Below are 13,907 nucleotides of genomic sequence, written 5' to 3'. Positions count from 1 at the left end.
AAATAATATTTAGATTTTAATTAATATGTAGGAAAACTACATACAAAAATGACAGAAACAAGATATACTTTAAAATTATACAAGAAAAATTATCTATTTTTTGAAAAAATGTGAAAAATTTGTCATTTTTCACGAGAAAAGTGGAATTATTTATCGTTTTGATTGAACTACAAACAATTTTTAATGATTCATGTGTTGAGCACTTCACCAAGAGCTACAAACCTAGACTAATCATTTTAGTGATAACTTAGAACTACTACTTTTTTATTAGCAGTTATTGTTTCAATACTTGTATCCATTTTTTCAGTATGTTCTGCCAAGTTTAAAATATTGTCTTGATTTAAAAATTGAGTATCGATAGTTATATTGAGAGTATTGATTTGAGTACACTCTTTTTCAATATTTGATGTAGAGCATGTGTCTTCAACAATATTTCCTTTAAATGTTATTGTGTTATCTGCATGACACAATAGTGGTGAAATAGAAGTTACCACTATGATCATAAATTTAAATATATTATTTTTCATTTTATATACCTATTTATTAAATAGTTAATATTAGAGATACAGTAAATTTTATTTAAAAACAATATAAAAATTAATTTTAGAAAAAATATTGAATAATGTGTGACTAAAATCTCATTAATTTCTTATTTAAATAATTGGTTAATGTTTTACGGTTAATTTGTTTAATCGATAATAAAGTCACACTTTTATAAGAATAGTCAATTTGGATCACTTAAATTTAAATTAACTTAAGTCTTAAAATAAAGTGACTTCAAAAAATAAGGGGATGTAGCGATTGTTTAATATACTAATCCAAATCTCAAACTCGAGCAGTGATGTTCAATAGTACTAAGTGATTATGCATTATCAACTTTTAAGTAAGATGTTATATAAAATAAAAAATGAAACTTAGCATTTTTATGAAACTGATTAGGAAATTCATATATAGCTATGTTAGATAATTTTACTGAATTAAATCAACTATATATTTATATATAATTTTTAGTATTTTAAGGAAATCTCATCCACAAATATTTTTTAACAATAAAGTCTATCAATTAGATCTAGGTTTATTAGAATAAGTTATTTCAAAAATAAATTATAATGCTACTCAACTTTTTATTATCTTTTACTCCATATGTGAAAAAGTCCACTTGTTGCACCCATTGCATTGATGATTTCTTGATGAGATTGCTCATCAAAGCAATCTAATTGCTTGGATAGAATATCAATAAGGCTTTGTATATCAGTAGCATAATTTTTTGAAATGCTAATATAATACTCATCAGATACAAAATTCCACAATGGAATAGGAAAGTATTCATCATAGAAAATAATAAATACAGATTTTAAATCTCTGTAATAAATTTTCCGTGTGTCTATCGTGTCATATTCAGCAATCATTCTTTCATTATCGAACTCGAATCTAATGATTTTTGCTTCTTTTATTTAAATATTATTCTCTTTTTTTCTAAAAAGATTTTTTAATACATTAAACATATTTAATTCCAAGACTTAAAATAAGGTCTATTTTGTAAAAGCTTCAAGTTCTTCGTCAAATTTCTCGACCAGTTGATACGCTGTAATTCCGCGATTGCTCTTGCAATCACTCCTCCCGCGGCACCACCAGCAATACTCATATCCAATGTTGCACCCAATTATTTATTATCTTTTACCCAAATATGAAAAAGTCCACTTGTTGCACCCATTGCCGTGATGATTTCTTGGTGAGAGTGCTCATTAAAGCCTTCTAAGTGATTCGATAGAATATCAATAAGTCTTTGTATATCAGTAGGGTAGTCATTGGGAATTTGTATAGAGTAATCATCTGAAACAAATGTCCACAATGGAACTGGATAATCAAAGTCTAAAAATATTATATATATAGATGTTAATTGTTTATAAAAAATATTACGAGGCTCTAAAATATCATAATGAGCAGTAATTTTTTCGTTATCAAATTTAAAACTAACAACTTTTGGTCGCTGATAATCATCAATAGTCTTTTTTATCCCAAAAATTTTTTTTAATAATTTAAACATTTTTAATTCCAAATTTAGAAAAGTGTCCATTTGGTAAAAGCTTCAAGTTCTTCATCAAATGCCTCGACCAGTTGATACGCTGTGATTCCGCCGATTACTCCGCCAATGATGACACCCACTGTCGAACAAATAGGGGAACCTGGCCCACAAATTCCGCCAGCAATCGCTCCACCCGCTGCACCGCCAGCAATACCAGCACCTAATGTGGCACCTTGTTTGTATATTTCCTTTTCTTTATTGTCTGCGTTATAAATTTCATAACCGGCATAAGCAAATGAGACAACAACCAGAACACGACCAGATGCACGCATCCATTTGATTTTTCCATTAAACGATTTATTTGATTTTCCCGATCCCTTGAGAACACTGTAATAAACCCTATTCCTATCCACTTCAGATAATTTATCAAAGTAAGAGTAACCTGACTGTATATAGTTTTTAATGTGTTTGTCTATTGCGCTACGATTAGGTCTAAGTGCTTTGAATTTATTTGGATCTTTAATTTCCATTGCGTAATATTCTAAAATTTGCTCTAGAGTTTTTCCGGCAGCCTTTTCTTTTTGAGAGATGGCCAGTCCAATGGCTGAGTTCTTTTTACGCGTTGCATCTAAAATTTGATTTCTGAGTTCTGTTGCTTCAAGTGCAGCCTCTTTAACGCTTATCTTGCCCTACTTAACGGCTTCTAGATAACCATTACTCATTTTTTGAATTTCACGCATGTATGCAGCACGTAGATTGGCATCGTGAATCAAAAAATTATTGCCAAAATAAACCGCTGTTCCGTTTAAATTGTCTAAGGCAATTTCGAGTTCATTTTTAACTCTTACAGGAACTTTGTTTGACTCAGCTTTTTTTGTTGTTCCACTTGTTGATTTTAATTTGAATGTCGATTGATTGAACTCTCCATTTTCGAGTGCTGGTATTCGAATTCGTGCAAGTTTATGATGATTAAATGTCAGCTCTACAAAGATAAGATCAAGCTTATTGCATTGATAAACTTTGGTACACCCGTTGGAATCTAATTTTCCTCCATGGGTATAATTTGATGATGTGTTGTTATAGTTGTATCTCAAGTTAGATAAGATGTTTTTATCATCGCAGAAGACTTTTAATCTTGCTGTATACGTCATTCGTTCTGCTCCTTAGACTCAGCATCATATTTATGCACCATCAAGGTATATTTTTCTTCTTTATCGGCTGAGGTTATCTGGATTATACCGTCTTTTGAAACTTCTCCCATACGTACAGTACCTTTTGAGTCAATTAAACTGTAAGTTGGTGCCTTCTCAAGAAGCTCGTTATCAATCTTATGCCTGACATCAAACTCCAGAATATAACCATCTTTATTAAAGGTTGGTATATATGGGATATCAGCAACGACTTGCTGGCCCGATAAGAACTGATGTTGACCTGCCTTTACTTCAAATTTTCCGCTCATTTTTTAAGCCTTTGAATTGTTTATTATGTGATAATTATTCAAACTCTAATTTTAGCCAACTCAACGATAAAAATGACATTGACTGTTGCCATAAATATACAAGATTAGATTTTTTTAGCGAGTGATCAACGCTTTACGATCGAATGTGCTCCGGAAACCAATCTCCCACCCAAAACCTATATCTCTCATTACAAGAAAATAAAATACTGGGAGTATGGCGCTATTACCGTATCTGGTGATGTGATGCTTAATGCATTATTTCTTTCTTATTTTACAAGCGTATGCCAAGCGAAAATGTTGGGATTTTTTGCAAATGGCACAAGAGGCTAGATGTTTTTACTTTCAGAATAATAAAACAACTCAGCCTGCTACAGGTACAGCTTTTATTTCAATTTATATGTTGAATAAAGTCGAAATCGTTCATGTTTCAATTAAACAACATCTGATTGAATATGAAGTAATTGAACCCATGCATGCACATTTTTCGCTATATGCCGGTCGTCCAGATGATCCCATTTATCAACTATTTGTGAACTCTCTTAAGAAACCTGATCAGTTCTTTAATAGAGACGATTTTTTTAATTACCACATTGAACTCATCAAATATTTTTTTTCAAGGCAAAAACGATTTGATGAATCCATAACATCCTCTTTTGACTTATTTATTCAGAATACAACTACAGGCAAAGGTGTATTAATTCCTGTCAATAATTCGGAACCTTGAGTCTGTTGAGGTAGTAATTCTCAGATATTATTTTTGAATAAATCTGACCAAGGATTTTAAAGTCAAATAACTTTTAGACCACTACCATGTCAACGTAGTGCTCTTATTATTGATTTTAGATTTAAAAATTCTTAATCTCCCTCATAAAAGAGGGAGTTCATTATAAATACTCAATAAAAATCTTTAACTTACATCCACAATCACGAAATACTTTTTGACTTGTTCTACCACTTCAAAACGACCCTGAAAGTTTGGAGGAATAATGCCCGCTTCACCGGCAGCAACCTCGATAAATTGCTCTGATTGAGCATCATGAATGCGTACTTTTCCGTAAATAACGCTAAAAAATTCTTGTTTATGCGGACTGAACTGAATATTCCATGACCCAACTTCACATTCCCAGATACCACAGTTCATTGCGGGATGTTGATAAAGATCATAGGTTAGGCGCTTCGGATTGCCACTGACTAAACGGTCAGGTCGCGGATAGTCTACACTTACATTAGCAACAGTTTGGCCAGAGCCTGCCAAATAAATAGATGACATAACGTTCCCCAAAGAAATTTTTGAAATTATACGTCTAATTGATACGGTCTGATTATTATTTTTGAATATTCAATTAAAATTAGTTTAACATGATCATAACTAAAATATCACGATGATAATTTTAAATGGTATGCGTTCTCATTTTATAATGATTTTTAATTAAAATATGATGAATCGTTAACAAGGTTTTAAAATCATATTTTATTTAAGTATTTAATTTTTATGAAATATTATTTATCTTAAAATTAGCTTAATTACAAAAAAATATAATCACACTGAGTATTTTTTAAGTTTTCCTAAGAATCTCTTCATTTTTCATTTTGATACTAAGTTTATCGAATATTTGGAATATTCAAATGAGCCTAGTATTTAAAGAACACTTTCCAATTGAAGTGAAAGATAAAAAAGCACAACTCAATATGTTTTGTGTGGACGAAGCTCATCCACTCAGATCACAGTGTGAACTGTTTGTACAAGATCGTTTTCGTGCCATTTATGCAGCTGAAATTTATCAGTTCATGCCAGTCTTTTTGGCAGTGTTTGATTGCAATATGCACTGTCAAGCTGTCGTAGGAATTCGATTAGCTGCGACTCACACACTCTTTCTGGAGCAATACTTAGATAAACCAATCGAGCAAATGATCAATGACAAAACTGGTCGTGTGTTTACGCGTGAGCAGGTAATTGAAGTTGGGAATTTGTCGGGTATCCATCATGGTAGTTCGCGTTTAATTATCGGCTTTCTCACATGGATACTGGCACAGAATCATTTTAAATGGGTGAGTTTTACAGGGCATCACCATCTCATTAACAGCTTCAAAAAGTTGGGTCTATCTTTGCTTGATTTAAGAGATGCCGACCCCGAGCGACTGGAAGATGGTTATGAGCACTGGGGAAGTTATTACAGCCATCATCCGCATGTATTTGCAGCAGATGTTATGCAATGTGCGTTTAATTTAAATCAGCTCAACATCTTTAATGCAATGGGTTTGGAAGCACTTCGTGAGGATATCGATCATGTTGCCTAAACTAACCGAGTTTAAATCCAGATTGCAGCAATTGAGCTTGAGTGCTCCAAATGTGGTTGCACTTCGTGATCAGGATCAAGAGATCACCTATAAAATGCTTTGGTCGGAAATTCAAGCCAGACAAACACAATTGACACAGCTGTCAACTCGTATGGTGGCTTTGTTTTTAGAAAACTCAGTCGATTTATTTCTCTGGGATTTAGCTTTACTTTTTGCTGATATTCCTACCATATTATTGCCTCCATTTTTTACCCATTCACAACTGCAATATTGTCTTGAAATTTCTCAAGCCGATTTAATTATTACTCAGTCTGATTTTATTTTAGAGGGTCATACGAGCTATGAAAAACAGCAGGGGTACTGGCGTTTAAAAGCACCTCTACACATTGCTTTACCAGAAACAACTCAAAAATTAACCTTTACGTCGGGCACTACGGGTCAACCCAAAGCTGTGTGTTTAGGAAGTGAACAAATTCTAACAGTCGCGCAATCACTCTGCCAGGCGATTGCTTCATCTCAGCCTGAAACACATTTAGCCCTAATGCCGCTAGCGGTGTTACTTGAAAATATCGGCTGCTATGCCATTTTAATGCGTGGCGGCAGCATCCAGTTGGCCAAAGCAGCCGAACTAGGATTACGCGGCGCAAGTAGTGTTGATATACAAACTTTCGCAAAATTTATTCAAAGTTCACAGCCACAGAGTCTGATTTTAGTTCCTCAGTTTCTTGCTTTGCTGGTCGAAGCCGTTTCCACCAAACTCATTCGCGCTGAATGCTTTCGGTTTATTGCAGTTGGCGGTGGGCATGTCAATCCAGAATTGCTCAAGAAAGCCAATAAACTTCAATTACCTGTCTATCAAGGCTACGGACTTTCAGAGTGTGCTTCAGTCGTGGCGTTAAATACACCAGAAGCGAATCGTGCAGGGAGCGTGGGTAAACCCTTACCGCATGTACAGGTCAAAATTGCTGAAGACGGCGAAATTTTAGTGGCCAATAACCGCTGCCTTGGCTATCTGAATCATCCACAAATGCCAGACCCATACTGGCCGACAGGTGATTTAGGACATCTTGACCAAGATGGCTTTTTATACATTCGTGGTCGTAAAAAACATCAGTTTATTACCAGTTTCGGTCGTAATGTTAATCCTGAATGGGTCGAAGCACTTTTAAGCCAGACGGGCGTCGTGGGGCAAGCTTTTGTTTATGGTGAAGCTTTACCAGAAAACTACGCGCTGCTATGGCCGGTGAATACAGCCATTACCAACGAACAGATCGATCAGATTATTCAACATGCCAATCATCAGTTGCCTGATTACGCTCAGGTCAAACACTGGGTTCGGCTTACAGAACCCTTTAGTCCCAACAATCAACTTGCCACTGCAAATGGCCGATTGCGTCGCGATGAAATCGCACGTCGTTTTCAACATGTTTTTTCTGCTTAAAGGAATCTACTATGCAATTTTTTCAACAACTTCAAAATGCAACCGCTCAGGAAAGACAGAAACTTTTTTCAACCTCCCTGATTGAAGATGCGTTAAATAGCCGTTTGTCACTTGAACAGTACTGTGCATTTTTAAGCCAGGCCTATCATCATGTGCGCTTTACAGTACCCCTCATGATGGCCGCAGGCGCACAACTTCCAGAGCGTCTGTCTTGGTTGCAACCTGCCATTTGCGAATATATTGAAGAAGAAGCAGGACACGAGCAGTGGATTTTAAATGACCTCAAAGCTTGCGGTGTAGATCCAGAGATTGTGAAAAATAGCCGCCCGTGTCAGCCAATCGAATTGATGGTGGCATTTTTATTTGATCAGGTTAGACGCGTCAACCCTATTGCGCTGTTTGGTATGGTTAATGTGCTTGAAGGCACTAGTGTGTCAGTGGCCACCGAAGCAGCAGAGAAAATTCAGCAACATCTAAACTTACCGAATAAAGCATTTAGCTACTTAAAGTCGCACGGTAGTTTAGATATTTCGCACATGCAAAATTTTGAAAAACTCATGAACAGTGTGATCGACGAAAAAGATCAACAAGACATTATTCATTGTTCAAAAGTCGTGTTCTCGTTATATACCCAGATGTACGAGCAAGTTCCAGCGCTCGGTCTGCGATTTGCTGCATAAAAAAAGGAGTGACAGGGATGCAATTATCGAATGCACATGTGGTACTAACCGGTGCAAGTGGGGGAATCGGACTTGCCCTCTGTGATGCACTTTGTAAAGAAGGCGCTAAAGTTTTGGCGATTGCGCGAAATACCCATGCTTTATCGTCTTTACAGCAAAAATATACGGGGCAAATCAAAGTTCTGCGTGCAGATTTACTCAATTTTGAAGATCTAAACAAGGTCATTCAGACTGCTCAGCAAATTGATGGCTTAAATCTGCTGATCAATGCCGCGGGAGTAAATTGCTTTGCTACTTTAGATCATCAAACACCTGAGCAAATTCAGAAACTGGTGCATTTAAATGTCACTGCGCCCATGAGCTTAACAGCAGGTTTGATTTCAAAATTAAATGCAGGTGGTCAGGCCAAGATTGTCAATGTTGGTTCCATCTATGGTTCATTGGGTTTTGCAGGATACACCACTTATTGTGCCACTAAGTTTGCCTTAAGAGGCTTCTCCGAAGCACTCAGACGAGAGCTTGCAGATAGCAATATTCAGGTACTTTATGTGGCGCCACGCGCGACCCAGACCACCATGAACAGTCAGGCAGCTATGGATTTGATGAAGGCGATGGGAAGCAAGGCAGACAGTCCAGAACTGGTGGCTAAAGTGATCGTGCAATCCATTTTGCAAGACAAACAAACCATCTACATTGGTTGGCCTGAACGTGGTTTTGTCATGATGAATTCGATCATGCCGCATGTGATTGATCAGGGCGTGCGTAAGCATCTCACGTTGATTCATCAATTAGGACACTAAGTTATATATAGGCACTCAAGGTTTTGTGATCAAACAAAGCCTTTTTTTGTTTTACTCAATTGTTAAAAATTGCGATGGAATGTTATTTTCAAAACGATTAAATACTAAGTAATTGAAATTTAATATGATTGATTGATACTAAAAAAGGACGTTAAACTGATTAAATATTGACCGTTTTGTATTTCAGTGCTAATGTTAGTTCAAGGCCAACATATTCTTCCTGACTTCAAGGATAACTTAGTCAGGTGAACACAGATATGTAAGCCTGAATACGACTGCGTTAAACATCAGAATATTAGCGCCGTAACGCTGATATTACATGTTGCTGAAAAGCCCGTTAAGCGGGCTTTTTTAATGGTTTTTTAAAATATTTTAAATAAAAAAACCGCCCAAATGGGCGGCCTTTTCTGTGGGTAAATTAGATTTTACCAACAAGGTCGATAGAAGGAGCAAGTGTTGCTTCGCCTTCTTTCCATTTAGCTGGGCATACTTCACCTGGGTGAGCGTGAACGTATTGCGCTGCTTTTACTTTACGAAGAAGTTCTTGAGCGTCACGACCAATACCACCTGCGTTGATTTCAACGATTTGGATTTTACCTTCTGGGTCGATCACGAATGTACCGCGGTCAGCAAGACCAGCAGATTCGATTAACACGTCAAAGTTTTTAGAGAGCGTCCAAGTTGGATCGCCTACTAATGGGTATTGGATTTTTTTGATTGCTTCTGAAGTGTCGTGCCAAGCTTTGTGTGTGAAATGCGTGTCAGTAGAAACACCATAAATTTCAACACCAAGGTTTTTGAATGCTTCGTAGTTGTCAGCCAAATCTTCTAATTCTGTTGGACAAACAAAAGTAAAGTCTGCAGGATAGAAGAATACAACAGACCATTTGCCTTTAAGATCGGCTTCAGTGACTTCAACAAATTGACCTTGATGGTAAGCTGTTGCTTTAAATGGTTTAACTTCAGTATTAATTAAGCTCATCAATTTCTCCATATATCATGAATGAGATGTTATCGTTAACTTTAAAACTTAAAATAGAATAAAGAACTTTGACTTATTGGGGAAATAGTATTTTTGCATAAACAATATCGGAAAAGTGAATTGAGTATACAATTGCCTAAGATTTCTCCATCCGATCGGTATTACAACTCTAGGCAAGTTGTATGATCGTTCGATGACAGCCTTCAGCACGCCGCATTCTTGTTTGTATTGAGGCGTATGTGATTAATTTCAAGCGCATTCACAAAAAAAGAAATAGACTGAATGACTTTCGTTCATGCATATTCCCGCGTAAAATGGACGATCTATTGAAAATGATTAGGAATACTTATCTGTGCATAGTGGTTTAGATGTAGATCAAATGGTTATGGTGCGTGACCGACATCGCTTAAATCGACTAGGCAAGGGTAAAGATAAAAATCCAGAGCATTATCAGTCTTTATTTGAGAAATCCAATGCTCAAGTCAAAGCACGCCTAGCACGTTTACCCAACATTAAACTGAATCAGGATCTGCCAGTTACCCAATATGCAGACCAATTGATTGCAGCAATTCAAAAACATCAGGTGATTATTGTAGCCGGTGAAACCGGTTCAGGAAAAACCACACAGTTACCTCAAATTGCTATGCTGGCTGGTCGTGGTCTTACTGGCATGATTGGTCATACGCAGCCGCGTCGTTTGGCAGCACGCAGCGTATCTCAGCGTATTGCAGAAGAAGTGGGCGAAAAGCTAGGCGAATCAATCGGTTTTAAAGTGCGGTTCAATGAGCAAGGTTCGAATGATTCCATCGTGCGCCTCATGACGGACGGTATCTTGCTCGCTGAGTTAGGACATGACCGCTTTTTAAATAAATACGACACCATCATCATCGATGAAGCACATGAGCGTTCATTGAATATCGACTTTATTATGGGTTATCTCAAACAAATTTTGAGCAAACGCCCTGATCTAAAAGTCATCATTACTTCGGCAACGCTAGATGTAAACCGTTTTAGTGCTTATTTTAATCATGCACCCATTTTTGAAGTGGAAGGTCGAAGCTTTCCGGTTGAAGTCCGTTATCGCCCAATTTCTGAGCTAAGTATTGGCAGTAGTGATGACGATGAGTTTGATGATTTTGAAGAGAATTTACCGCGTGCAGTGGTACAGGCAGTCGAAGAATGCTTTGCCGATGCCGAAGAAAAAGGCCATCCACAGCATGCAGATATCCTGATTTTTTCAAGTACTGAACAGGAAATTCGAGAGTTACAAGAAACATTAGAAAAATATGGCCCGAAGCATACCGAAATTTTGCCGCTATACGCTCGTTTGGGTTTAAGCGAACAACAAAAGATTTTTACGCCGGGAAATAAAGGCCGTCGAATTATCATTTCGACCAACGTTGCCGAAACCGCGCTGACCGTACCCAATATTCGCTATGTCATCGATAGTGGCTTTGCGCGAATTTCGCGCTATAACTATCGCTCTCGTGTACAGCGCTTACCCATAGAAGCCATTTCACAAGCCGCAGCAAATCAGCGTAAAGGACGCTGTGGTCGTATTGCGCCGGGTGTATGTATTCGTCTATACAGCGAAGAAGATTTTGCTAGCCGTCCGGCCTTTACTGAGCCTGAAATTAAACGAACCAATTTGGCTTCGGTTATTTTACAGATGCAAAGCTTGGGCTTGGGGCGCGTTGAAGAATTTGATTTCATTGAACCGCCAGACCATCGTTTAGTCAATGACGGACGCAAGCTTTTGGTCGAGCTGGGCGCGTTTAATGAACAAAAAGCCACACTGACTCAAGTTGGGCAAATCATGGCACGCATGCCGATCGATCCGCGTTTGGCGCGTATGATTGTCGGCGGTTCTCATTTTGGCGTGTTGAACGAAATTTTGGTGGTGGTGAGTGCCCTCGCGGTACAAGATCCGCGTGAGCGTCCTGCCGACAAACAAGTGCAAGCCGATCAGAAACATGCGTTGTTTCGTGAAGCTGACTCTGACTTTTTATTTTATCTTAAACTCTGGGATACCTTAAAAAATAGCCCGGAAACATCGAGTGAAAATAAACGTCGTCATTTTGCTCGTCAGCATTTTCTGAGCTGGTTACGTTTGCGCGAGTGGAAGCAAACCCATGCACAGTTGGTCGATCTGGCAAAAGGCTTAAATTTATCTTTTAATGAAAAAACTGCCACCTATGAAAATTTGCATCGCGCACTGCTAACAGGCTTGCTGTCGTTTATTGCCAATAAAACCGACGAACGAAACATTTATATGGCTGTGCGCCAGCAAAAAGCCAAAGTGTTTCCAGCGAGTACGCTGCACAAATCGAATACGGCATGGGTCATGGCCTTCGAAATGGTCGAAACCTCACAGGTGTATTTAAGAACTTTGGCCAAAATCGATCCGGAATGGATATTGCTTGCGGCACGAGATTTACTGAAATATCACTACTACGAGCCACACTGGTCGAAAAAAACAGGCTTGGTACAAGCTTATGCACAAATTTCGCTGTTTGGCCTGATTGTAGAGCCAAAGCGGCTGGTCAATTTTGAAAAAGTCGACCATCCTGCTGCGCGTGAAATTTTTCTACGTGATGCGCTCACGACTGGCAATTTAGGCATCACGCCACCATTTTTAAAGCATAATTTACTTAAGCTCGAAGAAGTTGAGCGAGTTGAAGACAAGTTGCGTCGCCGTGATTTAGTGGTTGATGAAGAAACAGTCTATCAATTTTACGCCCAACGTGTTCCTGCCGAAATAGCAAGTCGACGTAGTTTTGAAGACTGGCGTGCAACGGTTGAACCCAAACAGCCCCGTTATTTGTTTATTGATGACGATGCGCTCTGGCAAAATGATCGACCAACCACACAACAATTTCCGGATTATTTGCAAAATGGTGAACTCCGTCTCGCTACTAGTTATCGTTTCGATCCGAGTCATGATGAAGACGGTGCAACGGTTAAAATTCCAGTGCAGGCACTGCCACAAGTGGATGAAAATCGTTGGTCTTGGGGGATACCGGGTTGGCGTCTGGATTTAATCGAAGCTTTGCTTAAATCTTTGCCTAAAGACAAGCGTCGTCATTTGGTTCCCATTCCCGATACAGCCAAAAAACTGATGCAATCAGTTGATGCTGTCCATTTAAATCAGCATATCTTTAAATTTTTGGCTTTTGCACTTCGTGGCGAAGAGATCACCGAAAAAGATTTCTCTTTTGAGCGAATTGAGCAGTATCTGGTGCCGTTTATTGTGGTGACCGATGAAAAAGGGCGTATTCTTGAAAAAGGACGCGACCTTGCTGAACTCAAAGCGCGTTGTCGTACCGAAACTCATCGTCCAGTGAAACAGTTGAAAGGCGAGTTTCAACAATTTCCTGACAACTTCGTATTTGAAGCATCGCAGAAAGTGACGGGTGTGGTGGTAAAGCAGTATCAGGCCTTGGTACCTGCTAAAGCTTTTACTGCACTCGAGCAAAAAGATGAATCTGGCGTGGTCATTCAAACCTTTAACGATCAGCATGAAGCGATTAAGCAGCATCGTGAAGGTGTGCTTCGCCTGATTCATATGCAGTTGGGGGATTTAACTCGCCAGTTGAAAAAGCAGATTTCCAAACCGCTTTTCTTGGCCTATTCACCTTTGGGTGAAAAAGCCAAACTCGAGCAAATGCTGGTGTATGCGACACTTGAGCTCAGCATCGATACCTTACCAGTCAATAAGGCTGAGTTTGAAGCACTGCTTAAACAGGTCAAACAGCAGTTCTTAACGCATGGACAGCAGGCTTTAGAAGTGATTTCCGATATCTTTGTTCAGTGGCAAGACATTCGTCGTCAACTGATGATGCTGGATGGCGATATTTTTGGTCGTAGCATTGACGATATTGAAGATCAGCTGGATTTAATGCAGCTTAGCGACTTTGTGTATACGCAAGGGTCAGAGGTTTGGCTTGAATATCCACGTTATTTAAAAGCATTATTAATGCGTTTAGATCGTTTACCCAATAATTTAAAGCGTGATGAGTCGGCCATTGCCGATGTTGACCCTTGGATGGATAAGCTTTTTAAGTTTAAGCACAAACCTGAACTTAAAGAGATTTATTTTATGGTTGAAGAACTGAGAATCTCACTGTTTTCACAACCTATGAAAACTAAGATGCCAGTGTCATCATCACGTCTGCAAAAAGCTTGGCAGCGTTTAGGAATTCAATAATCCCCGCATTCTCA

General features: G+C 38.3%; 14 protein-coding genes. 6 read left to right on the top strand and 8 right to left on the bottom strand.

Annotation, left to right across the window (positions count from 1 at the left end; all coding sequences use genetic code 11):
• Positions 1-236: 236 nt before the first annotated feature.
• From L2096_RS11930 to L2096_RS11905, 6 genes are all read right to left on the bottom strand, one after another.
• Positions 237-527 (bottom strand): hypothetical protein, encoded by a 291-nt coding sequence (locus L2096_RS11930; RefSeq protein WP_004938349.1) that lies wholly within the window; start codon positions 525-527, stop codon positions 237-239.
• Positions 528-1,127: 600 nt separating this feature from the next.
• Positions 1,128-1,409, bottom strand: coding sequence for a hypothetical protein (locus tag L2096_RS11925; RefSeq protein ID WP_250365484.1), 282 nt, complete (start codon positions 1,407-1,409; stop codon positions 1,128-1,130).
• Positions 1,410-1,663: 254 nt separating this feature from the next.
• Positions 1,664-2,047 carry a hypothetical protein gene (locus L2096_RS11920; RefSeq protein ID WP_250365483.1) on the bottom strand — a complete coding sequence of 128 codons (384 nt, stop codon included), beginning with the start codon at positions 2,045-2,047 and terminating at the stop codon, positions 1,664-1,666.
• Between the two features lie 14 nt (positions 2,048-2,061).
• The gene (locus tag L2096_RS16110; RefSeq protein ID WP_350028485.1) at positions 2,062-2,556 is read right to left on the bottom strand and encodes a hypothetical protein; all 495 of its coding nucleotides are present in this window, start codon (positions 2,554-2,556) and stop codon (positions 2,062-2,064) included.
• 159 nt (positions 2,557-2,715) lie between these two features.
• Positions 2,716-3,177 (bottom strand): hypothetical protein, encoded by a 462-nt coding sequence (locus L2096_RS11910; protein WP_250365482.1) that lies wholly within the window; start codon positions 3,175-3,177, stop codon positions 2,716-2,718.
• Positions 3,174-3,485: a hypothetical protein gene (locus tag L2096_RS11905; RefSeq protein WP_250365481.1), complete on the bottom strand. Its 312-nt coding sequence runs from the start codon at positions 3,483-3,485 to the stop codon at positions 3,174-3,176. Before L2096_RS11905 ends, L2096_RS11910 begins: the two co-directional genes overlap by 4 nt.
• Before the next feature lie 313 nt (positions 3,486-3,798).
• Between L2096_RS11905 and L2096_RS11900 the strand changes: the two genes are divergently transcribed.
• Positions 3,799-4,209 (top strand): hypothetical protein, encoded by a 411-nt coding sequence (locus L2096_RS11900; RefSeq protein ID WP_250365480.1) that lies wholly within the window; start codon positions 3,799-3,801, stop codon positions 4,207-4,209.
• 183 nt (positions 4,210-4,392) lie between these two features.
• Here L2096_RS11900 and L2096_RS11895 read toward each other — a convergent pair whose 3' ends face one another.
• A complete protein-coding gene (locus L2096_RS11895) occupies positions 4,393-4,755 on the bottom strand; it encodes a cupin domain-containing protein (protein WP_250365479.1) in 363 nt (120 codons plus the stop codon).
• Positions 4,756-5,111: 356 nt separating this feature from the next.
• Here L2096_RS11895 and L2096_RS11890 point away from each other — a divergent pair, with 356 nt between their 5' ends.
• The 4 genes from L2096_RS11890 to L2096_RS11875 are packed head-to-tail and all read left to right on the top strand — an operon-like array spanning position 5,112 to position 8,704.
• Entirely contained in the window at positions 5,112-5,783 is a 672-nt protein-coding gene (locus tag L2096_RS11890; RefSeq protein WP_004938333.1) for a thermostable hemolysin, read from the top strand.
• The gene (locus tag L2096_RS11885) at positions 5,773-7,224 is read left to right on the top strand and encodes an AMP-binding protein (protein ID WP_250365478.1); all 1,452 of its coding nucleotides are present in this window, start codon (positions 5,773-5,775) and stop codon (positions 7,222-7,224) included. The genes L2096_RS11890 and L2096_RS11885 overlap by 11 nt, the downstream gene beginning before the upstream one ends.
• 11 nt (positions 7,225-7,235) lie before the next feature.
• Positions 7,236-7,904, top strand: coding sequence for an iron-containing redox enzyme family protein (locus L2096_RS11880; protein WP_250365477.1), 669 nt, complete (start codon positions 7,236-7,238; stop codon positions 7,902-7,904).
• Between the two features lie 17 nt (positions 7,905-7,921).
• Positions 7,922-8,704: an SDR family oxidoreductase gene (locus L2096_RS11875; protein ID WP_250365476.1), complete on the top strand. Its 783-nt coding sequence runs from the start codon at positions 7,922-7,924 to the stop codon at positions 8,702-8,704.
• A gap of 418 nt (positions 8,705-9,122) precedes the next feature.
• On the opposite strand, the gene ahpC is transcribed toward L2096_RS11875, so the two are convergent.
• Positions 9,123-9,686, bottom strand: a complete 564-nt coding sequence (gene ahpC / locus L2096_RS11870; RefSeq protein WP_004938324.1) for an alkyl hydroperoxide reductase subunit C — start codon at positions 9,684-9,686, stop codon at positions 9,123-9,125.
• A gap of 379 nt (positions 9,687-10,065) precedes the next feature.
• On the opposite strand from ahpC, the gene hrpA reads away from it, so the two are divergent.
• Positions 10,066-13,893, top strand: a complete 3,828-nt coding sequence (gene hrpA, locus L2096_RS11865; protein ID WP_284444933.1) for an ATP-dependent RNA helicase HrpA — start codon at positions 10,066-10,068, stop codon at positions 13,891-13,893.
• The last annotated feature ends 14 nt before the right edge of the window (positions 13,894-13,907 follow it).

This window comes from Acinetobacter sp. ACZLY 512, assembly GCF_023614015.1.
In the GTDB taxonomy this organism is placed as follows: domain Bacteria; phylum Pseudomonadota; class Gammaproteobacteria; order Pseudomonadales; family Moraxellaceae; genus Acinetobacter; species Acinetobacter soli.
This window is presented reverse-complemented; position numbering and strand designations above follow the sequence as displayed.

Bases quoted from the DNA above. Each gene is read 5' to 3' on its own strand.
- L2096_RS11930 (WP_004938349.1), bottom strand. From the start codon at position 527: ATGAAAAATAATATATTTAAATTTATGATCATAGTGGTAACTTCTATT.
- L2096_RS11925 (WP_250365484.1), bottom strand. From the start codon at position 1,409: ATGATTGCTGAATATGACACGATAGACACACGGAAAATTTATTACAGA.
- L2096_RS11920 (WP_250365483.1), bottom strand. From the start codon at position 2,047: ATGTTTAAATTATTAAAAAAAATTTTTGGGATAAAAAAGACTATTGAT.
- L2096_RS16110 (WP_350028485.1), bottom strand. From the start codon at position 2,556: ATGGAAATTAAAGATCCAAATAAATTCAAAGCACTTAGACCTAATCGT.
- L2096_RS11910 (WP_250365482.1), bottom strand. From the start codon at position 3,177: ATGACGTATACAGCAAGATTAAAAGTCTTCTGCGATGATAAAAACATC.
- L2096_RS11905 (WP_250365481.1), bottom strand. From the start codon at position 3,485: ATGAGCGGAAAATTTGAAGTAAAGGCAGGTCAACATCAGTTCTTATCG.
- L2096_RS11900 (WP_250365480.1), top strand. From the start codon at position 3,799: ATGGCACAAGAGGCTAGATGTTTTTACTTTCAGAATAATAAAACAACT.
- L2096_RS11895 (WP_250365479.1), bottom strand. From the start codon at position 4,755: ATGTCATCTATTTATTTGGCAGGCTCTGGCCAAACTGTTGCTAATGTA.
- L2096_RS11890 (WP_004938333.1), top strand. From the start codon at position 5,112: ATGAGCCTAGTATTTAAAGAACACTTTCCAATTGAAGTGAAAGATAAA.
- L2096_RS11885 (WP_250365478.1), top strand. From the start codon at position 5,773: ATGTTGCCTAAACTAACCGAGTTTAAATCCAGATTGCAGCAATTGAGC.
- L2096_RS11880 (WP_250365477.1), top strand. From the start codon at position 7,236: ATGCAATTTTTTCAACAACTTCAAAATGCAACCGCTCAGGAAAGACAG.
- L2096_RS11875 (WP_250365476.1), top strand. From the start codon at position 7,922: ATGCAATTATCGAATGCACATGTGGTACTAACCGGTGCAAGTGGGGGA.
- ahpC (WP_004938324.1), bottom strand. From the start codon at position 9,686: ATGAGCTTAATTAATACTGAAGTTAAACCATTTAAAGCAACAGCTTAC.
- hrpA (WP_284444933.1), top strand. From the start codon at position 10,066: ATGGTTATGGTGCGTGACCGACATCGCTTAAATCGACTAGGCAAGGGT.